This is a genomic window from Xenorhabdus anantnagensis (assembly GCF_028598555.1).
In the GTDB taxonomy this organism is placed as follows: Bacteria; Pseudomonadota; Gammaproteobacteria; order Enterobacterales; family Enterobacteriaceae; genus Xenorhabdus; species Xenorhabdus anantnagensis.
This window is the reverse complement of the sequence record NZ_JAQRFN010000004.1, coordinates 71,896-96,455: the sequence shown is the minus strand read 5'-3', so window position 1 is coordinate 96,455 and position 24,560 is coordinate 71,896. Positions and strand designations below refer to the sequence as shown.

Below are 24,560 nucleotides of genomic sequence, written 5' to 3'. Positions count from 1 at the left end.
AACTAAATTACAAACTCTTCAATTGCTTGCCGATTGCTCCACGACTTTGTCAATTTAGCGGCTTCTTCCGCCGCCATCCATTGATAAGCCAGATGTTCAGTCAGCAAGATTTCTCGCTCCCCGGGTAACGCAAGAAAGAACCAATGCTCTTTATTCCGCGTTACTCCCGGAGCATATCGATGTCGTAAGTGTGAGAAAATCTCATAATAAAGACAGCGTTGACAATCCATCAGTTCAAGATTTTCATTGATAATATCAATACCTATCTCTTCCTGTACTTCGCGTAACGCCGCCTCCCACGGTTTTTCATCCTTTTCAAGGCTACCTGTTACAGATTGCCAGAATTCAGGATCGTCCCGTCGCTGTAACATCAGCACCCTTTTGCTGTCAAAGGCGTAAATCATAACCAGTACAGATTCAGGGCGCTTATAAGCCATTATTCGTTCTCTTTTTTAACCACTGAAATAGCCAGCTCTTCCAATGCTGCCGAATTCGCCTGACTTGGCGCATCAGTCATCAGACATGCTGCGGCCGTTGTTTTCGGGAAAGCAATCACGTCACGAATATTATCTGTATTGGTCAGCAGCATGACGAGGCGATCCAAACCGAAAGCCAGACCTGCATGCGGAGGCGCACCGTATTTCAGGGCGTTCAGCAAGAAGCCAAATTTCTCCTGCTGTTCCTGCTCATTGATACCCAAGATGCGGAATACAACCTGCTGCATTTCATTGCGATGGATACGAACGGAACCACCACCTACTTCATAGCCATTGATAACCATGTCGTAAGCATTCGCGATAGCTGCTTCTGGATTGCTTTCCAACTCAGACGCCGATAGATCGCACGGAGAAGTAAATGGATGGTGCATTGCAGTCAAACCACCGTCGCCGTTGTCTTCAAACATTGGGAAGTCAACAACCCAAAGTGGTTTCCAGCTTGCCAGATCCGTGATGCTCAAATCGCGGCCCAGTTTCAAACGCAGCGCGCCCATAGCATCAGTGACAATATTTTTCTTGTCAGCACCGAAGAATAAAATATCACCATCCTGCGCATTGGTACGGGACAACAGGCCTTCGATGACTTCTTCGGACAGGAATTTGGCAACCGGGCTTTGTACCCCTTCCAGGCCAGCAGCACGGTTGTTAACCTTCATCCATGCCAGCCCTTTCGCGCCATAAATGCCAACAAATTTACCGTACTCATCAATTTGCTTGCGGCTCAGTTCTGCGCCACCGGGAACACAAATTGTTGCTACACGGCCTTTTGGATTATTTGCCGGTTCTGCAAAAACAGAGAACTCCACGTCTTTAACCAGATCAGCAACATCCACCAACTCCAGAGGATTGCGCAGGTCTGGTTTATCTGAACCAAAGCGACGCATGGCTTCTTCAAATGTCATAATTGGGAAGTTACCCAAATCGACACCTTTTACATCCAGCCAGAGTTCACGGATCATTTTTTCCATGATTTCGCGAACTTGCTCAGCAGTCATAAACGAGGTTTCAACGTCAATCTGGGTGAATTCTGGCTGGCGATCTGCACGCAAATCTTCATCGCGGAAGCATTTTACAATCTGGTAATAACGGTCAAAGCCCGACATCATCAACAATTGTTTGAAAAGCTGAGGAGACTGCGGTAGTGCATAAAATTCGCCTTTATGAACACGGCTTGGCACTAAATAGTCACGCGCACCTTCTGGTGTTGCCTTAGTCAGCATTGGCGTTTCAACATCGATGAAACCCGCATCATCCATAAAACGACGCACAAAACCAGTGATTTTTGCACGAGTCTTCAAACGCTGAGACATCTCAGAACGACGCAGATCAAGATAGCGGTATTTCAGGCGTTGCTCTTCACTATTGTTCTGATTGCTATCCAGTGGCAATGGCTCTGAGCGGTTGAAAACCATCAGGCTTTCTGCGAAAACTTCAATTTCGCCCGTCGCCATGTCTTTATTGATTTGGTTATCAGGACGCGCACGCACAATCCCTGTAATTTGAATACAAAATTCATTACGCAGTTCAGAAGCCTGAGCAAAGACTTCTTTCTGGTCTGGGTCAAAAAATACCTGAACGATACCCTCGCGATCTCGCATATCAATAAAGATCAAACCACCCAAATCACGGCGGCGATTTACCCAACCACAAAGAGTCACTTTTTGGCCTTCATGGGCTAGGCTTAACTGCCCACAATAATTAGTACGCATACAATATCCTTTTACTCAGCTTGTTATGCTTTCTGCTGCGGAAATTTTGGCATTGTTCTTTTTAAAAAGAGTATTATACTTAATTTAATCCAATTAAAACATGCAATTAAATAAATTATACAACTTGATAAAATAACAAATGTACACCAGTATGTACAAACAGAAAACATACTCACTATAACATATAGCAATGAATTTCACGCTCGTTAAATAGGGGAAATGAAGAGTTCAAGTGAGGATGAGAGTCCACTATCACTATAGGGCAGAAATACACCCATAACATATGGGATATCTTTGCAAATAAAAGGTATCCGAAAAATGTCTCACACCCTCACCCGCGTGTATAAAACCAAAGTGGGTATTCCTACTTAAATGGGCTTTCAAATCCCAATTGGCGCGCTCAGCCAAAAATTTGTCTGATTGGAACTGAGCCAAAGTGAGGACCTCGACTACAGGTTGGTGTCATAAATATGTCAACTAAAAATAAATCTTTATATTTCAATAAAATAAAAAGATTAAAACTATAAAGGGTTTTTCTTGCTATACATGCAGCTATACAATGTGCTTTTGTTAATTCACGATAGAGACAGAAGGTGTGAGTTTGTACACCACGTTAACGTTTATAAAAAGTTTACAAAGAATACTGTTTTTTACTAAAGTAATTCTACGTGATTTGGTGACTTTATAATCAAAGTGAGGTCAGTACGCCAAACGTACCAACCTTGTGACAGGTTGCGGGGTATTTCATCGGAACCTATTAAGCGATTGAGGAAGCAGCTAACTGATATCCCTGCCAGTAAGAAGCCTTTCCCGTCACCGTGATCACCTGACCTTTCTGTAACAGCATCACCGATAGTGCCATCTCATCAAAGCCCACGACACGCAGCAGGTAATCACTGCGCTTATCGCTCTGTGCCTGTATGGTGGCAACTGCCATCACTTTCCCCGTCTGGCACTTTATACGTTTGGGGGAAACGGTAATCTTGCCTGTGATCGTAGCGACTATCGAGGGTGCATTCTTCTTCTGTCTTCGTGCCATTTTCCACCGCCTATAGATGAACTGGTTTTTCAACAATGATAATAATCAGTAAGTTAGGTCACTGTGAACGTAATACGTACTGAGTTACATTAAGTAACCTTGTGCTGGACGGCTCGAACTCAAGCTCTCCTGCATCCTTTGTAACTTATTGATAATTCCGGAAACCTCAATTTGAGGAAGCCGCCACTGTGGTTATTTTCGTCATAGTTAGATAATTCACTGTAACTCATTGATTTTTCCGAGGCCGTCACTTTGACTGCGAGCAACTGAAAAATATTTTTCACTTGATAGGTTCACCTCTTTAAGAGGGTTGGTTACTTTGCATACATCAAAATTTATTCGAAAATCACACTCTAACGAAAAAAACGTGAAATAACTGTACCATCTGTACCACTTGTAATATTTTAGTTTTATATCAATTAATTAAGGTGGTACAGATACGAAAAATAACTATAAATAACTGTCCATATCTGTACCACGCTCACGGAAGTAGTGACCAGTAGCAACTGTGGTGCTCTTCACCATAGTTGATTAACTCATTGATATTCTCGTTCATCCTCACTTTGAGGAAAAGTAGCAGCCGTGGTGATCTTCACCATAGTTGGCTAACCCATTGATTCTTTCGAGGTGGTCAGTTTGACCCCATAGGGATATCCAATACATTGTCTCTATCTCGCCCTTTTGCGCACCTCTTAAAGAGGTGTACAAATTCTGTGAGTCAGCCAGACTGACGCTTAAATTGTGAGTCAGCCAGACTGACGCTCAAATTGTGAGTAACTATCAGTTACGCCCAAAGTCCGATTATTGGATTTTGGATTTTGCATCGACGAATTTCGTCGGCACAAACTAAACCTCTTAAAGAGGGTCAGCTCAACCTGTTGAGTGATCTATAACTAACACTCTTAAAGATATGTAGTTCTTGTTTCTGGCTACGAGATAGGCAACCCAAAATAATTGGGTCAGTTACACTATGACCAAACGCCAAATATGGCGTCTGAATATATACCAATGAGTTATCACCTAAGCCCGAATTAGGGCTTTGCTCTGCTAAAAGGTATTGAGATTTCCTGTATACCCTACGCTTAGCTCTGCTAAAAGGTGGGGTGATTTCCACCATACCCTAAGTGGGGCATTCCACTTTGAGATGGTCACGATTTTGACCATCTACGGCAACGATAGAGATTTCCCCAACAGTTGGTTAACTCCTTGATTTCATTAATCTCTGGTTCTCTGCCGGAAATAAGTAAAAACAATAGGTTACAAAATAAACCTACGTAACTCATTGATTATAATTAATTCCCGCTCCATGCAGGATATTAGTTAAATCAATAGGTTACATAAAGGCGATATTTCTCACTTTTAACTTATTGATATTACTCAATTCCTGCTCAGAGCCGGAATTCTGGTTTTCTGACATAATTGTATAAAATCAACTGGTTATATCAACAAGGCTAAATCGCATAGAGGGTTATGGGACAGCTTAATTTCAAGCCCTCCCATTGGCTGTGTGGTGTGTATGGGCTGCTTCTTACTGGCAGGCATATTCTGCCCTTATCACACCGTAGCGGCTTCATCATCAAGGCTCAGTTCGTACATGGCCTCGTAGATAATCTCCTGTAAGGCTGCCACGAATTCGGCATCCGTTGAGCTGGACGCGGTAGCCCGGAGTCGGGGGCCATGTTCAGGGGCGATAGCGATCAATCGGGTGCGCATCCGGGCGTATTCTTCACTGACCTTGTTCACCATATCCCGCCAAGGTAGAACCTCACCGGATTTGATGCTGTGTTCCAGCCTGACCAGTTCCGCCAGATAGTGCTCTTTAATGGCGCGGGATTCTTCTATCGGGCGTACATCCACCTCACCACGCAATAGCTCGTCATAGACCGCCTTAGCGCGTGTTTCTAATGACCCTGCGTCTAATGTGCCGGGGTTCTTTTTGGCGTTCTGTGTTCGAAGATCCTGACTATCGCGGTACTGCTTTAAATTCTGGTCACTGGCTTCAACATTGACCTTGTTGCCGTCGATGACAATGTATTTATTTTCACCGATCCAGCGTGTAATGGTCTTCCTGTTCACACCGACATGCTTCGCGTATTTGCTGATACTCATTGTAGACATGGGACATCCTTCGCTAGAAATGGGACATTGGGACATATGGGACATTGAGATGGGACATGTCCCATAAAAAGTGGGACACAAAACCCAAGGAAATTTAACGTAACCATCTGAAATAATTTACAAATACATTTTATTGAGACATGGGACATGGGACACAAATTCAAAATTTTATAGCTAGTGAAAAACCACGGCGCGCAATGCCCATGTTTTACAATTTCACTGGTAAGGACCCAAAAAGCTTAAGCATGATGATTGTCCAGTCTTTCGATGTCTTCCCAGTTCATCGGCTCAATGTACCGTTCCAGCTTCTCATTCGCTGCCCGAATGATGCCTGATACCCGTTCGCATCATTGGTCCTCAGACTGTGGTTGAATGCTTCCAGATTCTTATCTTCCCCGTCTAGCAGTTCCCAGCCTGAACAGACAGCTTCCATCTTGCGTGTGGTATACCGGCTAAGGTGGCGGTAATTTCCCCTGAGCTTTGCGATTGCAGATTGGTAAGGCGTGTGATTGTCGATAAGACGCAACGCATAGACAGAATTGTTCTTTGCCTCCTGACTGCGTGCTATCCAGTGGGCATTACTGTGTGTGTCAGTGGTGGTATCTTCCTGCGGCTCTGGCTGAATATCCGGTGAGCGCCATGAAGCATAACGCCCGGTATAACCACGGGCACGGTTGGCATCAGGGCGTAAGTGGTTAAAGGCGTGTAAGTCAGGCTTCATACTGCCCCCTGTCAGTAGTTACTGTAATCCGTCTGCTTGATACCTGTTTTAGCATAGGCCGCACTCAGCTTCTCAGCCGCTTTTGCTATCGCTTCCTGATAGTCTTTATCAGCCTGCTTGCGAGCTTCCACATTGTCTGTGGTGTCTGGGTTACTTTCATTCATCATTTGCCGGGTTCTTTCTACCAAGTCCTGTACTTCGTCCTTAGTCATCGGCTCTTCCATCTTTTTCAGCGCGTTGACTGCGTGATGTCTAGCTTGGTTGTAGCCGTTAGCATCACCATTATTAACCGCAAATGTCATGGCTTTGACGGCTTTTTCTTCATCATCCAGAAACTCCCATGACGGATCATGCTCTTCCATATACTTACTGGTGAACTTTGACAGCGCTTCCGGTTCGCTCTGTAACTTCGCCTTAATCTTCTTCGAAGACAGATCAGTCTCACGTAATAATTTGACGGCCAGTACCGGACTGTTTTCTGCCTCTTTCGATACCGCAACATTATGACCACGGCTGTGTTTCTTCGGTGCGGTTGGTTGTTCATCTTGCTCAGTGATGAGATCTGTGGCGAGTTCCTGTACCGGCTCAGTCGTGTAGTGTCCAGAATCATCAGCCCGTGCTGACAGATGACTAAAGCCTGTAGCTGTTGTGTCTTTATGATCTGCTTTACGTTTGAAGCGGCCTAATCCCAATAAATTCGACATGCTGTAATTTGCCATTGTTATCTCCCCGTCTGTGATAAAGCCTTGTCAACCAGCTTGCGAGCCACTTCGTGAAGGGTGGGTTTAATGCCCAGTTCTGAGCGGCTGTGTTCTTCCTGATGGATTTTACGTAAGGCATCCATCTGCTGACGAGTCAGTAAGATGGCTTTGTTATCGACTTTCATAGCTAACCTTAAATGCTGATAATTTATACAGCCATATTATTGCAATATATGCAATAAATCAAATGAATGATGCAAAATAAGAAACAATAAAATTCACTATAAATTAACGACAGACAAGAAGCACAATATCATGAGATACCGTCGTTTGATGAGGTTTAATGAAAGGAGGCTGAGGAGTGAGTAATCAATATGGGACTTATTATTCATCAGGTAAGGCTCTTGTTCTGACGCTGGAAACATGAGGACAGGATACTGACAAATCTTTGCATTTTGATGCGTTATGAGTATGTTTTACCGAAACATGCGATATTAACAGAAAGTATTAGTTAAATGTCCATGTCCAGATGCTGGGAGGATCGGTATGGAAAGCCGAAGCATGGCGATAAACCCGCAGGAAAGTGCGGGTTGGTATGAGTTGTATATGCATCGCCTTAAGCGGCTTTTACTATGTATAAAAATGCGATATAGCGAGGGTGTGTTTCAGTTCCACCAGTGCTACTGGTCGTGCCGTTATAATACAGAAATGTGTTATTGTCTTTATCTGTTCTACCTGAACCCAGAGAGTTGTTATACCCATCAGGTTGCCACTCCCAGTTTGTAGCATCACCAATAGAGCTATTTTTTTCGCTATAATATCGGTCACGATAATCATGTGTGTGTGATTGGATTTGGCTGGGCTTTGCGGATAACACATTAATAGTTGGATCAATTCCACGTCCTGCATCTGCACCGCGAATAAACTCAGCTCTTAAATCAGGTAATTTTCCAGATGGATAAGCAATAGCAAGTTTTGGATATTTTGCCTTATCAAACGAATCGCCGTTGCAAATAAGCCAGCCTTCAGGTGGGTTCTCCGTTGGCCAAGGAACAGGAACGCCAACAGGCAGACTGGAATCATCCATATGCGCATTAGTGGCATTTTGATTCGCTGTATTAGCTAAGTCATATGCTGCTTTCACTGCCTTTGGCGTTGCCGCCATTGTTTCACTATCACTACCAACATCGTTGCTCAGGACAACAAATCCTTTATCTTGCAGTGTTGCATTAGGATGATTACGGCTCTGAGCGTGTTCTTCTATCGCGCCTTTAACATATTCACGGGTTGGCACGACGACTACTTTATCTTCTAAGGTTTTTGACTCAGGTTTTTTATCTTGAATACTCATATTTATTCCCTCATTTAATCAACAATACAGATTGCTAAATAACATGAAGACGGTGGGATACTTCTCCGCCTGTGAACATCAATAAAGTCGGTTCATCAATACTGGAGAGTACGGCTTGAATTTAATCTGAATGGCATGTTTTGATGGCAGAATGGCATAAAATGACAGGCGGGAAATTAATAAAAACCGTCTCACTATTGATGAAAATTAACACAATAAAACGGCTGCATAGATTATTGAATAATCAGATATGGGAATTCCCATAACGGAACAATTAATACCCTATGTTCAATAACGGGTATTCACTATCAGCACCAAACTTTGAATTTACCCTCACTGAATCGTACATCACCTTTCAAATTATAAGCTTTGCTATAGTAGTAATCCGATTGAGATGAAGATTTGACCTAAGTAAAGTTTCTGGTGAGTTAACAGTAGGATGAAATGACCTTTAACTAATAATAAAGTGAGGTGTTTATGTCTGACGTTAATAATCTGGATAATAAAAAATGCCCGTTTGATCTCAGTAAATACAAAAGTAATGATGTGGTGGCTCCTATAGGTTCTCTACCGTGGGCAATCATTCAGGTGTATATGGGGAAGATAGTAGCTCGTAGTGAATGGGAAACTCCTGACGAGTACATAGCTCTGACGGTTAAAAATCCTGACAGCGCTTCTCATATTGATAAACACGATAAATATGGTGTATCAAATTGGCAACCCACATCGGGAGATTTGATGGCTTGTGATTGGGTGCTGTTATCCAAAGTGAAACCAGTTGAATGTATGCTGTCTTTTGACCTTGAAATAGGAGTTGGCACATCTAAGGATATCTCTGGTGCTTGGGGTTATCTTGCTGACGAGGAGTCTACAAGTATAGGTCTATCTCCTTTTGGCATTTTGACCAGCCTAAAAAATAAAACAGACATTAAAAAACTTTCATTATTCATATGGGATGATGACTATGGAATTATATTGAGAGTCTCTTCTGATAAGAACCAAGCAGGCCATCAAAAAATGCAAGCATTATTTAAAAAAGATCTCACCGTAACTGTTAGTGATGTACTTTATCACCTTGGAGGTATTTCAGAAGGGCAAATAACTGGTGAAGATGAATATGAATTCGCTGGTTTTTATCAAGACAATGATGCAAAAAAACTAGGTGCTCTGTTGAAACAAAACGTAGATAAAACACTGCACTTTTGCTTCAACTGGAAATAAATCCAATCCTGAATTTAAGCCTCGCATTTGCGGGGTTTTTGTTACCTAGGACTCAGACTTAAAAAGATGACAGTCACCTACTTTGAAATGGATAAATAAAATAGGTGACTGTCAGACTGGGTTTAAAAGGATACACGGTTTACCATACGGTGGGTTTTCTATCTGTACCACCCAGTTCAATTTTGCGGTATTCTAATACGGCTCTTCCCACCTCTTCACTATTTTGAATCGCTGATAATGCTTTTTCTATCATCTCATCAAGACTTTCTTGATAGTGTTCAGGAGCGATGTCGACTACATCATCGAGTTCACAACCTAGTTTGGCAACTTCAATTAGCTCTTTAGAGGCGTTTAATTTTTTTAACAATTTGTGAAGATTGGGTTTAAATATATATCCTTCTGCTTCATCAATAGAGATCAGTTTTTTATCAACTGCATATAACACACCCAAGATTAAAAAATTAAAAAATTTGGCTGCGTGTTTTTCGTGTAAACTATAAGAAAGTTTCATTTTTAATACCTTTGTTAGCTCCAATAATATTTAATTTTTACATTAAATACTTTTCCGCTTTGGTGCCGGAAGAAATGAATAGAAATATGTCTACCGGACGCATCAACTCCATTCATGTACACTTTAGACCATTTTCCGGGATAGAGCTTTCTTAAATTGTGTAATGCGAATTTATTGGTGATCACATTCTTAGTTGTACCATCTTGGACAGCCCTAAACCCTTTAGGATAGCATGGCGCATCTTTGATGGAGTTGTAAACATATTTAATATCATTGTGTGTTAGATTTGCGAGGAAATCCCGCTCATTCTGACCATTCTTAATAGCACAAGTATTTTGCCCGGCCTTATTATTCTGCTTAGATTCATTACTTTTATCATACTTCTTATTCTTATTCTTATTCTTATTCTTATTCTTATTCTTATTAGCTGAATTGTTTGACTTCCAAACGGAAACTGCAAGTTGATATGGGCTTGTCGCCGTATCCTGCGCTTGAAAGCTGTGTCCCGAAAAGGGAAGTAATACCAATAAAAGGATAAATAAAACCTTTGCAAATCGCTTCATAATGTTAAACATCCTCAATATAAGTCAGTCGGTTTTAGGTATTCTCACAACAGAATTAGAATGACTCTGGTGTAATATGAAGCATTATATAGATGCCCAACTAAACGGAATTAAAACCAGAACTGATTTATTTCGGATAAAATATGAATAAAAGATAAATAAAAGATAAATGAAGTTGATTATTAAAAATTATATGGTGAGTGAAATCTTTTAATTTACAACCCAACTACCTAATAATCCTAGGTGGTTCAAAATCCACTTGATCACGGATAACGCCATTTGATAACGGATAGTGTTATTTGATCACGGATAACCAATTCAAGCCTCGCACTCGCGGGGCTTTTTGCTATCTACCCGTTGTCAACCCAGAGCTTACAACTCAACTCGATCGGGGTCGGACAGCACCCTGTATCACTGTTAAATCAATAGATTAAATGTGATTTTGGGTGATGTGGTCAACACCCCGATCGGGGTTAGAGAACACCCCTATATGCTAGATAAATCAATGCATTAATGTGATTTTCAGCGAAAAAGAGATCACTCCCATGAAAGATGAATTCGAATGGTGTGATGAGTTCGATGGATTTTAATTCCCCCGAATTCGAGGGAATCTAGTAGTCTACTTTTTATTTTCGCCTTTTTTCAATTTAAGCCCAAAGAGAACAAGCCCAATAGCCAATAAGCTTTCGACAGTACCCAGTAAAAAATCATCATATTGAATAAATCTAATACCCGCCATAAAAAGTAATATCACACCGGCAAGAATGAATTTAAATGACTTTTGTTTGAGTGGGTTTTTATCGTTCGGTTGCATAAAAATCCTTTTATATTAAATGTTAAAATCTAGCATGAGTATCACATGTTCGGTCATTCCGAACAACTCAACCTGTCGGTCTGACCGACTAGTTCAAATTCAAGGCTGCGCATGGCGTGGCCTTTTCACGTAAAGCCACCTTTAACTCCTTGATATCTCTCATTTTCTGCATGGTGCAGGTTTATTGCTATGTAACGCTTACTAAAAATCTAGTAAGCGGAGTCAGTGGAAACGAACTCAGAGGCTACCCTCTTTAAGAGGTTTGGTTAAAAATAGCTCAGTACGTTTAATATACCTACCTGCTGCCGTGATCCTCACTTTGGTTGGTCAATCAGCGAAATATTTTCGCCAAAAGAGGTAGCTGATTTTCCCGATTTGAAATCGGAGAATAAACTGCCACTTTGAATAAATGATCTTGTGCTTGCCAAGATATATCAATACGCAGAATTAGTTGCTCTCTGAATAGATTAGAGGCATGAAATCAACTAACGCCGATTTTTATTGTTTATTCTGGCTTTCAGGAACTGCCGAATTTCAGGGGAGCAGGGGATTACTGCCAGAACAAAAAAGAACAGAGACAATTTGAATTCGTGTGCAACAAATAAGCCAATGAGAGCGAATAACCCAAACATTGCTGACGACATCCATCTGATATCATTAAAAATATCCTTTATCATCCAAATAAGCGCACGTTTAATCCATTGCAGAAACATCAATATCATCCTTGTTCGCTGTGGTAGTCAGATTATATGTAATCCATTTCAGATATTGGAGCTACCAATTTATCAGTAGCTCTTTATCCGTTTCATTTTCATACCTGTTCTATTTTTCCCGTTTTTCTATTCTTTAATCCATCCATGAGTGCCATATCCTTGTGGTTCTTCCGCTGGAATACTGTTCAGATAAGAAATAGAATCCTCGTTGACGTAAACATCAAAAAATTGATTACCTTCACAATGATGAATTTTCCTGTTTTCCTCTCAAGGTAGCAGCTACCACATGCCCCAGTATATGCCTAAAAAATCGTCTGGCTACTTGTGGCGTGGCTGTTATTGGCTCGCAGTCATGAATATATTTTTTCCTCCACGTTGGCATCATTTCCGGCTGATAGTCCCACCATACACTAATCCGCAATTCATCATAACCCGCATCAAACCAGTTGATAATCGTTCGCCTGCCAGCAATAACCAATTCCTGATATCTGTACTTCTTTTCTTGCTGTTTATTTTCGGATTGTCCGTTAAGGTCTATGCGTTCTTTTTTTATTGCCTCATTTAAAGCAATAACCATGAGTTTTAAAATGTACCTTTGTTTTTCTGATTTCTTCATTTTGATGGCTTACAATTTCAAGAAAATATTAAGTAGGTAACCGTTTTTAGCGTCTAACGAAAAAATCGCAAAATAACTGTACCATCTGTACCACTTACAATATTTTACTTTTATATCAATTAATTAAGGTGGTACAGATACGAAAAATAACTGTCAATAACTGTCCGTATCTGTACCATTGAGATTAAAGCTCCTGCCTTAAATCTATGCCTAAATCTGTCGGCTCAATCGAACCTTTGCAGACCACACAGGGCAATATCAGTTCACAGGGATCTTCTTTGTGGTTCTGAATTTCAACCACAACCCATGCAACCACCAGATCGCTATCACCATCATCAAACCAGACGCGCCATTGCCCGGTAGTAGGGGATACTGCTTTAACTGCATAAAAAGGGGTAGACATCATAATGAGTACCTCCTGCCAGAGAAGGAAAGGTTTCTTTCTGGCTGGCTTCCTCTCTTTAATAGGTACAGTTGTGGTACAGATATGGCACAGATATTTAAATAACTGTACCAACTCAATACATTGATAAATATATGTTTATTGTTAACTGGTACAGATATCACAGTTATTTTCTGTTTTAGCTTAGAAAACATCATTTACCCCCATACCTATCATTTGAGCAAAACGTACTCTCAATTCGTTGACACTGGGTAACTCATACACAATACCTATTCCCCGGCCTCGCCTGCCTGAGCTATCAAGCCCCATCTTAACCATTGTGCTACCCACACGCCGACGGGCAGCAGGCTCTGTTTCTTCCTCGTTGTTTTCCCTGCACCACAGTAAATAGCTGTCTATCAGTTCACTGACGAGAGCATAAAAATCTGTGGGGCAATCATTTAAATGCTCCCCCCGGACGGTCGTTCTGAATGGCGAGTTACAGGAGCAATTTGGACGTTGGTATCCCAGCATCAAAATTAATGGGCCAGCTGGCTGTAAGGTTGATAGTTCTCAGCTATAACGGCATAAACACCAATGTAGTGCCCCACAGATTTTTATGCTCTCTTTAAGCTGACAACCCGATGCTTACCCCCGATGGTGATATGCGTGTAGGTTTTGTTCATTTTCTCCAGCAAAGCTAATTCCGCGCCCGTAATGACTTCACCGCTACCCAGCTCATACATATCAAGTTCCGCCCCTACATAATACTGATACAACTCTTCACTGAATGCCTGCTTTGTTGCCTCAATACCGTGATGCTGGCGATAATCATCCCAATCGGCCTTGTGTTCTGTTGGCGGTAATGCTACCCACCCGTTGATCGCTTTGGCTGTCTTCTCCGCTGTAATCTTGCCAACGTTCTTTTTTAACCTGCCGTTGTTGTTCAGTTCGCCCAGTGAGTGCCAATCATTGTCGGCGGCAAGAATGATTTTTGCTGTTGGCCGCCGTTCCCTGACCTGTTTAGCCACGGTCGGTAAATTGCCTTCATCAATCGCAACCAGTACCAAGCCCTCATGCAATTGGCTCACCGTTAACGCCGTTGCATACCCCTCAGAAATGATGATCGTGTCTGGCATTTCGGTGATTACCGATAAGGGGATAAGACTCCCCTTTTTCTGTGTGCCAGTGACAAGGCGTTTTTCACCATTAGGCTTGATGGTCTGAGCACCGGTGATTGTGCCGTCCAGTGCCTGAGTGACCAGCAATAAAGAACCGTCTTTCAGTAGCATCTGATCGGGGCATTCCAGCCCCTTTTTTGTCAGATAGTCGGATTGCCCGATAGTAGTCTGAGCCACAAGCTTGTTAACTTTCTCAGCTATCGGAGGAGTCTCCGATTTTGGAGCCTCCTTTCTGGCAGGCTTGGGTTCAGGCAATGGAAGTAATAGAGCATCAGCAACGACTTTAATAGCCTCCGTGAGCGTTATTCCTTTGACTTTAGTCAGTAAATCAAAGCCATCTCCATGATGCGGTTCATCACACTGGCGGCAATGCCAGTCACCGTGACCGTGATCGTCACAGAATAGGTGAAAGGGCATGGAAAAGGGCGTACTGGGCATCCCCGTTATCACTGCTATACCTGCCGTAAAACCTTCCAACTGAACTATACCTATCAAGCAAGGGTCATTTATCGGTAATAAGAAAAATCAGCGCGGGCTCTGGTATGCTTGAGAACCGAACATGAAAAAGATCGGGGCGAAACCCTGAACCACGTCACACTGAAATAGCTCAATGAGGTATTTTCTGACCTCAGCAAACAGATTCTCATGAGTCACGGTTATTGTCGCCATAGCAGCACCTTAACCCACGTTGGATAGGACTCAATAACCTGCGTCACATTCCATTCGGACACCTCATCTTCACCGTAAGCTGCAAATTTCATCCTATCGGAACCTTTTTGTTTCGTTCGCCGGATTGCCGAAATTTGACCTCTGGCGTAGTCATAAATGAACTGTCCCTGTTGATTAATCACTCCCAGATGTTCCAAATCCTGCGTGCTGAGACTCTGTAGCTGCACCGAGACAGTATGTTCGGAATATTTGGGGATCTGCTTACCGGAATCAGTGGTCGTGTAGCCGTCATTTACCACCAGAACAGCGTTAATATTGGGATTAATGTTAGTAATTAGCCTGTTAGCGATTTCTCTTACATTCATTGTTCAACCTCTGGCTCTGGGGAGTGACGAATAAATTTCAAAAAACCGATTAAAAGGTATAATTAAAAATTAATAATTTATGTTGCAAGGTAATATTTATGGATAATGATCCTGATACTTTGGTTTTATTCGGTTTACTCTGTATTGCATGGTTAATTTGGTTTATTCCATCATATCGAATTGCTAAAAAAGCAGGTTACGATTGGAGAATGGCTATCTGTTTAACCTTTCCGGGGTTAAATATTGTCACCTACTGGGCATTTGCATTTACGAAATGGCCCATAGAACGCCTAGCATCAAACTCCCAGCAGTCCGATAAAAATAAACAGTAAAAGCTGAAAGCCCCACTAGGGGCTAATATTGCCTTTCTGATACATCTGCTATTCCCCACCTTTAATAACTTCGTAATCAATTGCCCTTTGTAAGCTGCCAGAATCCACTGAAGTGGCACACTGATTTTGGGCACCGTCATAGAGGTGATATTCTCACCTCAACAATCAAACAGGTGACATGATGAAAAGAAGTTTCAGCCCCGAATTTAAATTAGAGTCAGCTCAGTTGAATGAGGGTTTTATCCTTTATGCCGCAAAAAGTGACATTTCTAAATTGTTTAAAAGTGACATTACTATATTGGTGCTACATACGCGGGGCACTTAAGAGGTTTTATGTTAAATGCGAGTGACTGGCTGAATTACTCGCATTGATACTGTTAAAGATTATTTTTCTCTTGGGCTCTCAGAAAAGCTGGCCTATTCATTGCCCTGTCGATGTAGTGTTCGATGCTCTTATCCATAGGTATCCTGCATAATTTTGCCCACAGAAGAGTGTGTGACATGAATATATCTGCCAGTGTGAAGTTTTCTCCCGTTATCCATTTGTAATTCTCGTTCAGATTAACCTGAGAAACAGCCTTACTTGCTTCACTTCTGAAATAATTAAGCAGGTCAGGTGAGCGCTGATTTTCAGGGACGTAAATTAGTTGTTTTAATAGGCTCCACACAGGTGTTTCAAGATCGGTAAGGGCAAAGCTTAACCATGAATTGACTGTCGCTTTTTTTTCAATTTTTGTTGGGTAAAGTGCCTCGTCGGTATGCCTCTCGCACAGGTATACACATATCGCGAGTGTCTCACTGATAGAAATATCTTCGTCAGTAAAAAAGGGAACTTTTCCTCGGGGATGGGGAGATTCCATACTCGGGTTAGGGCTTAACAGATCAACTTTGACTGACTCGTAAGGCGCTCCGATTTCTTCAAGTGTCCATAAAACTCTCAGTGATCTACTTTTGGGGTAGGTATATATCTTCAAAGCGGACTTCCTTCTTTTAGAATGATTAACTAATTGTAAATATTCAGGATACCTAGTGTCAAAGATCAGGCATAACATGACCATGTATGTTAAAACCATGTATGTTAAATAGGCCTACTTTTCCCGATTTTTTCTCAATTTCTGCAATTGCTCATAACTCAAGTGACTAAGGTCGATATTGTTCGGGGTCATGGAGCCGTCAGTGGACTTGTGATCTATCTCCTGCTTCACAAGTTCACCGTATTTCTTCGGTGCAACTTTCGTAATGAACCACTTGCGAGTATCAATACGTAATTTTGCCTTAGCGACCTCAGCAGGATCGGCAATACAATCATCGGCAATTTCCAACGTTTCCTCAATTAGCGTCTCAGCCTGAACCTCGCGTGGACGTATTGGTCTCTATAAAGTCTTGATGTGCCCCCAGCCATCTGAACACAGTGGCCTTGTTTGGCAGTCACTAAGCGATTTTGCATTTCACCAATGGTCAGCTCTTTCAGGCTTTCCATATCTATCAAAGCTAAGTCCTGTGGTTGATGCTCCTTTTCTGCCAAATCAAGCAGCCATTTACGAAGGGCTTTAGCGACTTTGGTTTTTGATAACATTCCTACAAGACGAGCACCACGAAGTGAATAAATCCTGATCGCCTTATGCTGTAAGCCATTGATTTATCCGCTGATCGTCAGATTGACGACCATAGTCATATCGGGTGAAAACTCATCTTTGTTGCGGTCATAAATCCTTGAAACTGAGTCTTCACGAGCATAATCCAGAAGCTCAGCCATTTGTTTACCAGTAAACCAAATCTTCCCATCCTTATTATCAAATGGAACAATTTCGTATTCTTTGAAAGTTAATACTGTACCCATCAGAGAATGGGTAAAGAAATATTGACTTTAGTTTCAAAGGTTAACTAATTGTTAAATATTATTCGCTTGTTATTGGGTGACGATGGGTTTATTACATTTACTAGTTTTTGTGATGATAACGCTGTAAACAATGTGGAGAATAAATATGAAAAAGTATCTTCTTCTTTGCCTAGTAGCTGGAACAACGCTTTTAGCCTCAATGCAGACTTATGCTAGTACTCCCAGCGCTTCCAATAATCTCAGTGATCTCAATTATTTTCCGATCTATTGCTTATGGTTGCCTTTTTTACCAGAGTGCTTCTGACCTATAACCCCACTGTCAAATAACTATTTTAAGTATGCCAATAAAACCAAATAGGACGGTAATTCTTTCGCCGTCCTCTCATCACTCACCGACACTGCGTCCTAACATACTCCTGCAACCCCAGAATCATTTACTCTGCGGTGGCAATGCGTTCTCTGAGTAGCCAATAATTTCGGATAGCGGCGTCTGTAGGTCGGGCGGTGGCTGCATCATCCATGCCGGAGGAGGCAGCGGTTTTAGGCAAGGGACTCTTGGCTTGGATGTACACCCGCTCAGGATGAGCAAGAGAAGCAGTGTGCAGCCTGTCGATTTCAGTCTCTTCAGCTCTGCTATCTCGTCCGATTGAAGTTGCGGACGATACACATGCCGAAAAATAATGCCCAGCACCCAAATAAAGATATTTTTGCCATTTCATATTCATAGCAACTCAAATGCCCGTGTGAAAGTATCATCGGAATAAGGCTGCTTGCCGTTGCAGATAATAAAAAAACCCGCATTTGCGAGGTCTGAGAATTTAACGTCTTTCTTAACAAGACAATTTTTTGCTATCCGATAATATTCATAGGTTTTATTATTGAATACTATGATTTATAGCGACAGTTTTCTTTTTGAGGTTTATCATCATTTGGCCGTTTTTGGATTAGGCAATGGAGTTAAAAATGGTTAGCTCGCTTTATATAGTACTGGGCGCACTACTGTTAATTAAGCTGTCTCTGGATGTAGTCAAGTTAAGAACGCAATATCGGGTAACCTATGGCGATGGCGGTTTTTATGAATTGCAAACAGCTATTAGGGTTCATGGTAATGCCGTTGAATATATTCCAATCTCAATGTTGTTATTGATCATGATGGAGATGAATGGAGCTCCCGTTTGGATGCTGCACATTTGTGGGTTGGTATTACTGTCAGGCAGAGTACTACACTACTTTGGCTTGCGTCATCGAGAAATACGCTGGCGGCGTATGGGAATGGCTGCAACCTACATATCAATGCTAATAATGATTATCACTAATATTTACTATTTACCGTGGGAGCAAATTTTTTCTCTCTATACATAAAATTACCCTGTATATAAGTAAATAGTTCACCCTACTTATGATACCCTGACATCATAAAATCCCATCATACCCAAGGCGGTGTACTGCCGCTGAGGGGTTATCTATTGATTATCCCTTTCTGCCTTTTCCTTCATTCTGTTAGAATAACCTCTTCTTATTGTTTCCAAAATCAATGCCGTTATGTCAAATCAAGAACCTCATAATCAACGGGACAGCCTGTTCTCCGCCCCAATTGCCAATTTAGGTGACTGGAGTTTCGATGAATGTGTTGCCGAAGTTTTTCCTGATATGGTGAAACGTTCAATTCCCGGTTACTCCAATATCATTTCCATGATAGGTATGCTGGCAGAACGTTTTGTAACGCCAAACAGTCAAATTTATGATCTCGGTTGCTCCCTTGGTGCAGCCACACTGTCAATCCGCCGAGCCATTAGTGACGAAGATAATAATGCCGAAGACAATAATGTCGGCAGTCGTACAAATGGTTGCCGCATTATTGCCATTGATAATTCACCCGCAATGATCAAGCGCTGCCGCCGCCATATTGACTCTTTCAAAGCCAGTATCCCCGTTGAAGTCATCGAACAGAATATTCTTGATACCGACATTCAAAATGCATCAATGGTAGTTCTGAATTTCACATTACAATTCTTGCTCCCTGATGATCGCCAGAAAATGCTGGATAAAATCTATGCCGGTCTAAAACCCGGAGGTGTTTTGGTTTTGTCTGAAAAATTCAATTTTGAAGATGATCAAATTGGCGAGTTGTTATTCAACATGCATTATGATTTCAAGCGAGCCAATGGTTACAGCGAACTGGAAATCAGCCAAAAACGCAGTATGCTCGAAAATGTTATGCGAACAGATTCTGTTGAAACCCATAAATCACGCCTCAAAAGAGCAGGATTCCAGCACGTTGAAGTCTGGTTCCAATGCTTTAACTTTGGCTCATTACTGGCAATAAAAGGAACTGAATAATGATCGATTTCGGTAACTTTTATCAATTAATCGCCAAAAACCACTTAAGTCACTGGTTGGAAAGCCTGCCTGTACAATTAAGCCATTGGCAGAAAGCATCATTGCATGGTCAGTTCAGTTCATGGTTAAAGATTCTGGAAAATCTGCCTGAGATTCATCCTACTCAGCTTAACCTGAAAAATGGCATCATCGCGAATCATGAGCCGGAACTTTCAAACGGCGAAAAAGCCTGTATTCAAAATATTCTGAAGTTATTAATGCCGTGGCGTAAGGGGCCTTTTTCGCTGTATGGTGTGGAGATTGATACCGAATGGCGTTCTGACTGGAAGTGGGATCGCGTCCTTCCCCATATTTCGTCTTTAGAAGGCAGAACCGTACTTGATGTCGGTTGTGGCAGTGGTTACCACATGTGGCGCATGGTTGGTGAAGGGGCTGATTTAGTGGTGGGAATTGACCCAACTCAGCTTTTCCTTTGCCAATTTGAGGCTGTCAGGAAATTATTGGGCAATGATCAACGCGCTCATCTTTTGCCTCTGGGCATTGAACAATTACCAGAACTAAAAGCCTTTGATACAGTGTTTTCAATGGGCGTGCTTTACCATCGCCGCTCTCCCCTTGACCATTTATGGCAACTGAAAAACCAGCTGGTCTCTGGTGGCGAATTAGTTTTGGAGAGTTTGGTGATTGAAGGTGATGAGCACCAATGTCTCATGCCGGGTGAACGTTATGCACAAATGCGGAATGTCTACTTTATTCCATCTGCCAAAATGCTAAAAGTTTGGTTGGAAAAATGTGGTTTTATTGACGTCCGAATAGTCGATCAAGCAGTCACGACACTAGATGAACAACGTCGGACAGAATGGATGAAGACTGAATCTCTGGCCGATTTTCTTGATCCAAACGATCACAGTAAAACAATAGAAGGCTACCCTGCACCACTACGAGCTGTCCTTATTGCCAGCAAGCCATAACTTCATACTCTTCATTTCCTAAATTGCTACTTTGTTGGCTGCCTTCTCCCAGTCATATAGTTAACTATATGACTGGAATTTATGCCTTTGTCGCTGCGCTACAGCTTGGGGGCTATTTTTTCCGTTGAACCAGGCTAATCACTCCCTTCATTGATTCAACCAGCTGCCCATCAACACAGTAGTGAGCATATTCATCTACATCACTGTCGTCAGAACTCATCGTGACACCTGCTTTCCGATACTTCATGGAAGAAGGCACCATCTTACCTGCTGAACTATGAACTTCCGTTATCCCAATTTCCAGAAACTTACTGATATTGCTCATCCTGACACCAGCACCCGGCATGATAATCGGCCCTTGGCTAGCCTGTAACAACTCTTTTAACAGAGGTAATCCCAACTCAGCATTTTGTTGCTGGCCTGAAGTTAAAATGCGCTGTACACCTAGCTCTGTCAGTTGCTCCAAAGCAACATGTGGATTGAAACACATATCAAACGCGCGATGAAAAGTAACTTCCATCCTCCCTGACAATGACATCAATTGTCTCATTCGAAGCCGATCAATATGACCTTCTTCGTTTAAAACGCCAAAAACTACCCCAGGGAATCCCATATCACGGATACGAGCAACATCATCTTTCATCACTTCGAAATCAGTGTTGCTGTAACAGAAATCGCCCCCTCTTGGCCGTACAATGGGATACACTGGAATTGATAAACGCTGTATTGCGTGCTGCAATGCCCCGAAGCTAGGTGTTACCCCGCCTTCCGACGGGCTTGCACTCAATTCAATGCGATCAGCTCCCGCCTTTTGTGCAACCAAAGCACAATTTATGCTATAACAGCAAATTTCCAGCTTTATCATTCAAAAACCTCCTCGGATATAAACTCTCACTGCTCCATTTATATTTCCCTAAAATATTTCATTAATGAACTTATTAACTATGACAATTAATTTTATTTAATATTTTATTGGAGGTCACAAGGTTAGAATTTTTTGCTAAGTCCGCATAAGGAAAAAGTTATTTTTGCTGTCTAGGCCTCACTTTTGATGATCTCTTTGAGAGGAAAAGAGTGGAATTTGATTGTAAGTTCACCATTTGTCACCGCTAACGTTGAGTTTGGTAACCTTTCATTATTACTTTTCGGGTGACTTTCTTTTGTGCGAAAAATATCGGGCAGCGGATCAGGCAATAGTTTATAAGCTTCGTGTATAAGTTGTTCTGGTGGCACAGGCAGAACCAATTCAACATGCTCCCAGCCTTCGTGTACATATTGCTTTTTACTTGGATAAGGTAACTCGACACAATCAATTTGCCAGCCAAGTAAGGCTATTGGCTGTTCTAACTCAAATAAGCAGATAGGACGACCATTAATCATGCTCTCAGATATCAATTGACCACATTGTAAAAAACCTTGATGCCAACGATCAGCTATTGCCGTTTCATTACAGCGCAAGGAAATGTGGTCCGCTGAATATTGCGCAAAATCTAAGCCAAGATGATCACCAAACAGCTTTAATTTTTGTTCAAACTTCAATAAATCAACCGATAAACCCTGTAATTCAGAAATTGTTGAAAAGTGTGTCATCGCTTCCCCATCAAAAAGCCATCAAAATCATTTTCCGCCCTTACGCTAAAATCCGGTTAATTTTAACCGTAATGGCGAAGAATCGCCTGAAAGACGAGCTGAAAACCAAAAGTCATACTACCAGCGGGGGCTGATGGTAGCATGCAGGATGCTGAATATGATATAAAACCCGTTATTTTCTCATAACTCACACGCTTGAAAGTATTTGCATGGTTCTTATTTGCATAGTTCTAATGCAGGGGCTTTTGTGCGTAACCTAAGGTAACACGGTGAATATTCAGGCAATTCTTTCAGAAAAAATCAGTCAGGCGCTGATTGCGGCTGGTGCTCCAGCTGACAGTGAAGCTCACGTTCGTCAATCTGCAAAAACTCAGTTTGGTGACTACCAAGCTAACGGTATCATGGCGGCAGCTAAAAAAGTGGGCATGCCTCCCCGACAATTGGCAGAAAAAGTCGTCAGTTTGCTGAGCCTGCAAGGAATTGCCAGCAAAGTTGAGATCGCTGGCCCTGGTTTTATCAATATTTTTCTGGATAAAGCGTGGATTGCGACCAATATTGAAACCGCGCTGAAAGATGAAAAACTGGGCATCACTCCGGTGGAACCACAAACCATCGTTGTCGACTATTCCGCACCGAACGTTGCAAAACAAATGCATATTGGGCACATTCGCTCCACAATTATTGGCGATGCTGCTGTGCGTACCCTCGAATTTCTGGGCCACAAAGTCATCCGTGCCAACCACGTTGGTGACTGGGGAACTCAGTTCGGAATGCTGATTGCCTATCTGGAAAAAGTTCAGAACGAAGATGCCAGTGACATGGCATTGGCAGATTTGGAAGCCTTCTACCGTGAAGCGAAGAAAACTTACGATGAAGATGAAGAATTTGCCGTTCGCGCCCGTAGCTACGTAGTAAAATTGCAAGGTGGTGATGAATACTGCCGTGCCATGTGGCGTAAACTGGTTGATATCACCATGTCACAGAATCAGGAAACCTATGGCCGCCTAAATGTGACTCTGACAGAAAAAGATGTCATGGGTGAAAGCCTGTATAACAATATGCTGTCCGGTGTTGTTGCAGATCTAAAACAACGTGGGCTTGCCGTTGAGAGTGATGGCGCTATCGTGGTTTACCTTGATGAGTACAAGAATAAAGAAGGCGAACCGATGGGTGTTATCATCCAGAAAAAAGATGGTGGTTATCTTTATACCACCACTGATATCGCTTGTGCCAAATACCGCCATGAAGTCTTGCATGCAGACCGCGTTCTTTACTACATCGATTCACGCCAACACCAACACCTGATGCAAGCTTGGGCAATAGTACGCAAAGCGGGTTACATTCCTGAATCCATGTTACTTGAGCATCATATGTTCGGCATGATGTTGGGCAAAGATGGTAAACCATTCAAAACCCGTTCAGGTGGCACAGTAAGATTGTCTGATTTATTGGATGAGGCCATTGAACGTGCAGACGCCTTAATCCGCGAGAAAAACCCGGATATGCCAGAAGACGAACTGAAAAAAGTCGTCAACGCTGTAGGTATCGGTGCAGTTAAATACGCGGATCTTTCCAAAAGCCGTACTACCGACTACATATTTGACTGGGATAACATGCTCGCCTTTGAAGGTAACACCGCACCTTATATGCAATATGCTTATACCCGTGTAAATTCTATCTTCAAGCGTGCAGAAATTGATGAAAACAGCCTGACACTGCCAGTTATTTTAAACGAAGAACGTGAACAGGCTCTGGCAACTCGTTTGCTGCAATTTGAAGAAACTATCACCACCGTAGCTCGTGAAGGAACACCTCATGTGATGTGTTCTTACCTGTATGATTTGGCAGGCCTGTTCTCCGGCTTCTATGAACATTGCCCGATCTTGAGTGCTGATAATGAAGAACTGCGTCAGAGCCGCCTGAAATTGGCACTACTGACAGCGAAGACTTTGAAGCAAGGTCTAGATACTTTAGGTATCCAGACAGTAGAACGGATGTAATGATTCAAATATAACAACCTTATTCATAGACTGGCGTAAAATTTTTTACGCCAGGGTTTCTTTATTTTTATTCTCATTCCATTCAGTTAAATTAATTATCTGGTATCACAACAAATAAGCTTTTTGTTATTTATATATTGCCCTCTTATAAAGAATTAAATAACCAAGAGAACGCCACAACCATATCTTCATCTCGGTCTTGGTATTTATAATTCTTCCATAGCTCCCATCCAGCTCCCGTCCAAGGCGGATAAGTGGGGTTACCATCCTGCCAAAATTGCACTTTTTCAGTTATGTTAGACGCATATCTGCATCT

27 protein-coding genes and 3 pseudogenes are annotated in these 24,560 nt (G+C 42.0%); 7 read left to right on the top strand and 23 right to left on the bottom strand.

Annotation, left to right across the window (positions count from 1 at the left end; genetic code table 11):
* Window positions 1-2: 2 nt before the first annotated feature.
* The 8 genes from nudB to PSI14_RS04720 form a co-directional block, all read right to left on the bottom strand.
* Entirely contained in the window at window positions 3-437 is a 435-nt protein-coding gene (gene nudB, locus PSI14_RS04755; RefSeq protein ID WP_273574687.1) for a dihydroneopterin triphosphate diphosphatase, read from the bottom strand.
* Window positions 437-2,206 carry an aspartate--tRNA ligase gene (aspS, locus tag PSI14_RS04750; RefSeq protein ID WP_273574686.1) on the bottom strand — a complete coding sequence of 590 codons (1,770 nt, stop codon included), beginning with the start codon at window positions 2,204-2,206 and terminating at the stop codon, window positions 437-439. The genes nudB and aspS overlap by 1 nt, the downstream gene beginning before the upstream one ends.
* 757 nt (window positions 2,207-2,963) lie before the next feature.
* Window positions 2,964-3,245 (bottom strand): hypothetical protein, encoded by a 282-nt coding sequence (locus PSI14_RS04745; RefSeq protein ID WP_273574685.1) that lies wholly within the window; start codon window positions 3,243-3,245, stop codon window positions 2,964-2,966.
* A gap of 1,554 nt (window positions 3,246-4,799) precedes the next feature.
* Complete coding sequence (locus tag PSI14_RS04740) at window positions 4,800-5,363, bottom strand: RNA polymerase subunit sigma-70 (protein ID WP_273574684.1); 564 nt, start codon at window positions 5,361-5,363, stop codon at window positions 4,800-4,802.
* A gap of 280 nt (window positions 5,364-5,643) precedes the next feature.
* Window positions 5,644-6,084, bottom strand: a complete 441-nt coding sequence (locus PSI14_RS04735) for a hypothetical protein (RefSeq protein WP_273574683.1) — start codon at window positions 6,082-6,084, stop codon at window positions 5,644-5,646.
* Between the two features lie 11 nt (window positions 6,085-6,095).
* Entirely contained in the window at window positions 6,096-6,803 is a 708-nt protein-coding gene (locus PSI14_RS04730; protein ID WP_273574682.1) for a hypothetical protein, read from the bottom strand.
* A gap of 2 nt (window positions 6,804-6,805) precedes the next feature.
* Window positions 6,806-6,970, bottom strand: a complete 165-nt coding sequence (locus PSI14_RS04725) for a hypothetical protein (RefSeq protein WP_273574681.1) — start codon at window positions 6,968-6,970, stop codon at window positions 6,806-6,808.
* Between the two features lie 431 nt (window positions 6,971-7,401).
* Window positions 7,402-8,136 (bottom strand): phage tail protein, encoded by a 735-nt coding sequence (locus PSI14_RS04720; RefSeq protein ID WP_273574680.1) that lies wholly within the window; start codon window positions 8,134-8,136, stop codon window positions 7,402-7,404.
* A gap of 477 nt (window positions 8,137-8,613) precedes the next feature.
* Between PSI14_RS04720 and PSI14_RS04715 the strand changes: the two genes are divergently transcribed.
* Window positions 8,614-9,357, top strand: coding sequence for a Thoeris anti-defense Tad2 family protein (locus tag PSI14_RS04715; protein ID WP_273574679.1), 744 nt, complete (start codon window positions 8,614-8,616; stop codon window positions 9,355-9,357).
* Between the two features lie 139 nt (window positions 9,358-9,496).
* Here PSI14_RS04715 and PSI14_RS04710 read toward each other — a convergent pair whose 3' ends face one another.
* The 7 genes and pseudogenes from PSI14_RS04710 to PSI14_RS04680 all read right to left on the bottom strand — a co-directional run.
* A complete protein-coding gene (locus tag PSI14_RS04710; RefSeq protein ID WP_273574678.1) occupies window positions 9,497-9,868 on the bottom strand; it encodes a DUF3969 family protein in 372 nt (123 codons plus the stop codon).
* A gap of 14 nt (window positions 9,869-9,882) precedes the next feature.
* The gene (locus PSI14_RS04705; protein WP_273574676.1) at window positions 9,883-10,431 is read right to left on the bottom strand and encodes a hypothetical protein; all 549 of its coding nucleotides are present in this window, start codon (window positions 10,429-10,431) and stop codon (window positions 9,883-9,885) included.
* 619 nt (window positions 10,432-11,050) lie between these two features.
* A complete protein-coding gene (locus PSI14_RS04700; protein WP_069315315.1) occupies window positions 11,051-11,245 on the bottom strand; it encodes a hypothetical protein in 195 nt (64 codons plus the stop codon).
* Between the two features lie 951 nt (window positions 11,246-12,196).
* Entirely contained in the window at window positions 12,197-12,574 is a 378-nt protein-coding gene (locus tag PSI14_RS04695; RefSeq protein WP_273574674.1) for a hypothetical protein, read from the bottom strand.
* A gap of 184 nt (window positions 12,575-12,758) precedes the next feature.
* A complete protein-coding gene (locus PSI14_RS04690; RefSeq protein WP_273574673.1) occupies window positions 12,759-12,980 on the bottom strand; it encodes a hypothetical protein in 222 nt (73 codons plus the stop codon).
* 180 nt (window positions 12,981-13,160) lie between these two features.
* Window positions 13,161-13,490: a hypothetical protein gene (locus tag PSI14_RS04685; RefSeq protein ID WP_273574672.1), complete on the bottom strand. Its 330-nt coding sequence runs from the start codon at window positions 13,488-13,490 to the stop codon at window positions 13,161-13,163.
* Between the two features lie 236 nt (window positions 13,491-13,726).
* A pseudogene (locus PSI14_RS04680) lies at window positions 13,727-14,539 on the bottom strand (toprim domain-containing protein); the annotation flags it as partial.
* 3 nt (window positions 14,540-14,542) lie between these two features.
* Between PSI14_RS04680 and PSI14_RS20130 the strand changes: the two are divergent.
* Window positions 14,543-14,635: pseudogene (locus tag PSI14_RS20130) on the top strand (IS1 family transposase); the annotation flags it as partial.
* Window positions 14,636-14,793: 158 nt separating this feature from the next.
* On the opposite strand, the gene PSI14_RS04675 reads toward PSI14_RS20130, so the two are convergent.
* The gene (locus PSI14_RS04675; protein ID WP_273574671.1) at window positions 14,794-15,171 is read right to left on the bottom strand and encodes a hypothetical protein; all 378 of its coding nucleotides are present in this window, start codon (window positions 15,169-15,171) and stop codon (window positions 14,794-14,796) included.
* 98 nt (window positions 15,172-15,269) lie between these two features.
* Here PSI14_RS04675 and PSI14_RS04670 point away from each other — a divergent pair, with 98 nt between their 5' ends.
* The gene (locus tag PSI14_RS04670; RefSeq protein WP_273574670.1) at window positions 15,270-15,503 is read left to right on the top strand and encodes a hypothetical protein; all 234 of its coding nucleotides are present in this window, start codon (window positions 15,270-15,272) and stop codon (window positions 15,501-15,503) included.
* Window positions 15,504-15,880: 377 nt separating this feature from the next.
* On the opposite strand, the gene PSI14_RS04665 is transcribed toward PSI14_RS04670, so the two are convergent.
* The 5 genes and pseudogenes from PSI14_RS04665 to PSI14_RS04645 all read right to left on the bottom strand — a co-directional run.
* The gene (locus PSI14_RS04665; RefSeq protein ID WP_273574669.1) at window positions 15,881-16,477 is read right to left on the bottom strand and encodes a glutathione S-transferase family protein; all 597 of its coding nucleotides are present in this window, start codon (window positions 16,475-16,477) and stop codon (window positions 15,881-15,883) included.
* Between the two features lie 114 nt (window positions 16,478-16,591).
* Window positions 16,592-16,825, bottom strand: a complete 234-nt coding sequence (locus PSI14_RS04660) for a terminase small subunit-like protein (protein ID WP_273574668.1) — start codon at window positions 16,823-16,825, stop codon at window positions 16,592-16,594.
* Between the two features lie 11 nt (window positions 16,826-16,836).
* Window positions 16,837-17,079, bottom strand: coding sequence for a hypothetical protein (locus PSI14_RS04655; protein WP_273574666.1), 243 nt, complete (start codon window positions 17,077-17,079; stop codon window positions 16,837-16,839).
* A 694-nt stretch (window positions 17,080-17,773) separates the two neighbouring features.
* On the bottom strand, window positions 17,774-17,860 hold the full coding sequence (locus tag PSI14_RS04650) for a hypothetical protein (RefSeq protein ID WP_273574843.1): 87 nt from the start codon (window positions 17,858-17,860) through the stop codon (window positions 17,774-17,776).
* Window positions 17,844-18,062: pseudogene (locus PSI14_RS04645) on the bottom strand (hypothetical protein); the annotation flags it as partial. The pseudogene PSI14_RS04645 and the gene PSI14_RS04650, both read right to left, overlap by 17 nt.
* Before the next feature lie 244 nt (window positions 18,063-18,306).
* On the opposite strand from PSI14_RS04645, the gene PSI14_RS04640 reads away from it, so the two are divergent.
* The 3 genes from PSI14_RS04640 to cmoB all read left to right on the top strand — a co-directional run bounded on the left by PSI14_RS04640 (window position 18,307) and on the right by cmoB (window position 20,654).
* Entirely contained in the window at window positions 18,307-18,705 is a 399-nt protein-coding gene (locus PSI14_RS04640) for an MAPEG family protein (RefSeq protein ID WP_273574842.1), read from the top strand.
* Between the two features lie 180 nt (window positions 18,706-18,885).
* Window positions 18,886-19,683, top strand: coding sequence for a carboxy-S-adenosyl-L-methionine synthase CmoA (gene cmoA / locus PSI14_RS04635; RefSeq protein WP_273574665.1), 798 nt, complete (start codon window positions 18,886-18,888; stop codon window positions 19,681-19,683).
* Complete coding sequence (gene cmoB, locus PSI14_RS04630; RefSeq protein ID WP_273574664.1) at window positions 19,683-20,654, top strand: tRNA 5-methoxyuridine(34)/uridine 5-oxyacetic acid(34) synthase CmoB; 972 nt, start codon at window positions 19,683-19,685, stop codon at window positions 20,652-20,654. The genes cmoA and cmoB overlap by 1 nt, the downstream gene beginning before the upstream one ends.
* Window positions 20,655-20,766: 112 nt before the next feature.
* Here the strand turns inward: cmoB and cutC are convergent, their stop codons facing one another.
* The gene (gene cutC / locus PSI14_RS04625; protein WP_273574663.1) at window positions 20,767-21,519 is read right to left on the bottom strand and encodes a copper homeostasis protein CutC; all 753 of its coding nucleotides are present in this window, start codon (window positions 21,517-21,519) and stop codon (window positions 20,767-20,769) included.
* A gap of 170 nt (window positions 21,520-21,689) precedes the next feature.
* Entirely contained in the window at window positions 21,690-22,244 is a 555-nt protein-coding gene (locus tag PSI14_RS04620; RefSeq protein ID WP_273574662.1) for a VOC family protein, read from the bottom strand.
* A gap of 269 nt (window positions 22,245-22,513) precedes the next feature.
* On the opposite strand from PSI14_RS04620, the gene argS reads away from it, so the two are divergent.
* Window positions 22,514-24,244 carry an arginine--tRNA ligase gene (gene argS, locus PSI14_RS04615; RefSeq protein ID WP_273574661.1) on the top strand — a complete coding sequence of 577 codons (1,731 nt, stop codon included), beginning with the start codon at window positions 22,514-22,516 and terminating at the stop codon, window positions 24,242-24,244.
* Window positions 24,245-24,560: the final 316 nt, after the last annotated feature.

Bases quoted from the DNA above. Each gene is read 5' to 3' on its own strand.
- PSI14_RS04730 (WP_273574682.1), bottom strand. From the start codon at position 6,803: ATGGCAAATTACAGCATGTCGAATTTATTGGGATTAGGCCGCTTCAAA.
- PSI14_RS04720 (WP_273574680.1), bottom strand. From the start codon at position 8,136: ATGAGTATTCAAGATAAAAAACCTGAGTCAAAAACCTTAGAAGATAAA.
- PSI14_RS04705 (WP_273574676.1), bottom strand. From the start codon at position 10,431: ATGAAGCGATTTGCAAAGGTTTTATTTATCCTTTTATTGGTATTACTT.
- PSI14_RS04710 (WP_273574678.1), bottom strand. From the start codon at position 9,868: ATGAAACTTTCTTATAGTTTACACGAAAAACACGCAGCCAAATTTTTT.
- PSI14_RS04690 (WP_273574673.1), bottom strand. From the start codon at position 12,980: ATGATGTCTACCCCTTTTTATGCAGTTAAAGCAGTATCCCCTACTACC.
- PSI14_RS04620 (WP_273574662.1), bottom strand. From the start codon at position 22,244: ATGACACACTTTTCAACAATTTCTGAATTACAGGGTTTATCGGTTGAT.
- PSI14_RS04640 (WP_273574842.1), top strand. From the start codon at position 18,307: ATGGTTAGCTCGCTTTATATAGTACTGGGCGCACTACTGTTAATTAAG.
- PSI14_RS04675 (WP_273574671.1), bottom strand. From the start codon at position 15,171: ATGAATGTAAGAGAAATCGCTAACAGGCTAATTACTAACATTAATCCC.
- cmoA (WP_273574665.1), top strand. From the start codon at position 18,886: ATGTCAAATCAAGAACCTCATAATCAACGGGACAGCCTGTTCTCCGCC.
- PSI14_RS04655 (WP_273574666.1), bottom strand. From the start codon at position 17,079: ATGTTATCAAAAACCAAAGTCGCTAAAGCCCTTCGTAAATGGCTGCTT.
- PSI14_RS04725 (WP_273574681.1), bottom strand. From the start codon at position 6,970: ATGAAAGTCGATAACAAAGCCATCTTACTGACTCGTCAGCAGATGGAT.
- PSI14_RS04650 (WP_273574843.1), bottom strand. From the start codon at position 17,860: ATGATGCAGCCACCGCCCGACCTACAGACGCCGCTATCCGAAATTATT.
- PSI14_RS04700 (WP_069315315.1), bottom strand. From the start codon at position 11,245: ATGCAACCGAACGATAAAAACCCACTCAAACAAAAGTCATTTAAATTC.
- cutC (WP_273574663.1), bottom strand. From the start codon at position 21,519: ATGATAAAGCTGGAAATTTGCTGTTATAGCATAAATTGTGCTTTGGTT.
- cmoB (WP_273574664.1), top strand. From the start codon at position 19,683: ATGATCGATTTCGGTAACTTTTATCAATTAATCGCCAAAAACCACTTA.
- aspS (WP_273574686.1), bottom strand. From the start codon at position 2,206: ATGCGTACTAATTATTGTGGGCAGTTAAGCCTAGCCCATGAAGGCCAA.
- nudB (WP_273574687.1), bottom strand. From the start codon at position 437: ATGGCTTATAAGCGCCCTGAATCTGTACTGGTTATGATTTACGCCTTT.
- PSI14_RS04695 (WP_273574674.1), bottom strand. From the start codon at position 12,574: ATGAAGAAATCAGAAAAACAAAGGTACATTTTAAAACTCATGGTTATT.
- PSI14_RS04740 (WP_273574684.1), bottom strand. From the start codon at position 5,363: ATGTCTACAATGAGTATCAGCAAATACGCGAAGCATGTCGGTGTGAAC.
- PSI14_RS04670 (WP_273574670.1), top strand. From the start codon at position 15,270: ATGGATAATGATCCTGATACTTTGGTTTTATTCGGTTTACTCTGTATT.
- PSI14_RS04735 (WP_273574683.1), bottom strand. From the start codon at position 6,084: ATGAAGCCTGACTTACACGCCTTTAACCACTTACGCCCTGATGCCAAC.
- PSI14_RS04745 (WP_273574685.1), bottom strand. From the start codon at position 3,245: ATGGCACGAAGACAGAAGAAGAATGCACCCTCGATAGTCGCTACGATC.
- PSI14_RS04685 (WP_273574672.1), bottom strand. From the start codon at position 13,490: ATGCTGGGATACCAACGTCCAAATTGCTCCTGTAACTCGCCATTCAGA.
- PSI14_RS04715 (WP_273574679.1), top strand. From the start codon at position 8,614: ATGTCTGACGTTAATAATCTGGATAATAAAAAATGCCCGTTTGATCTC.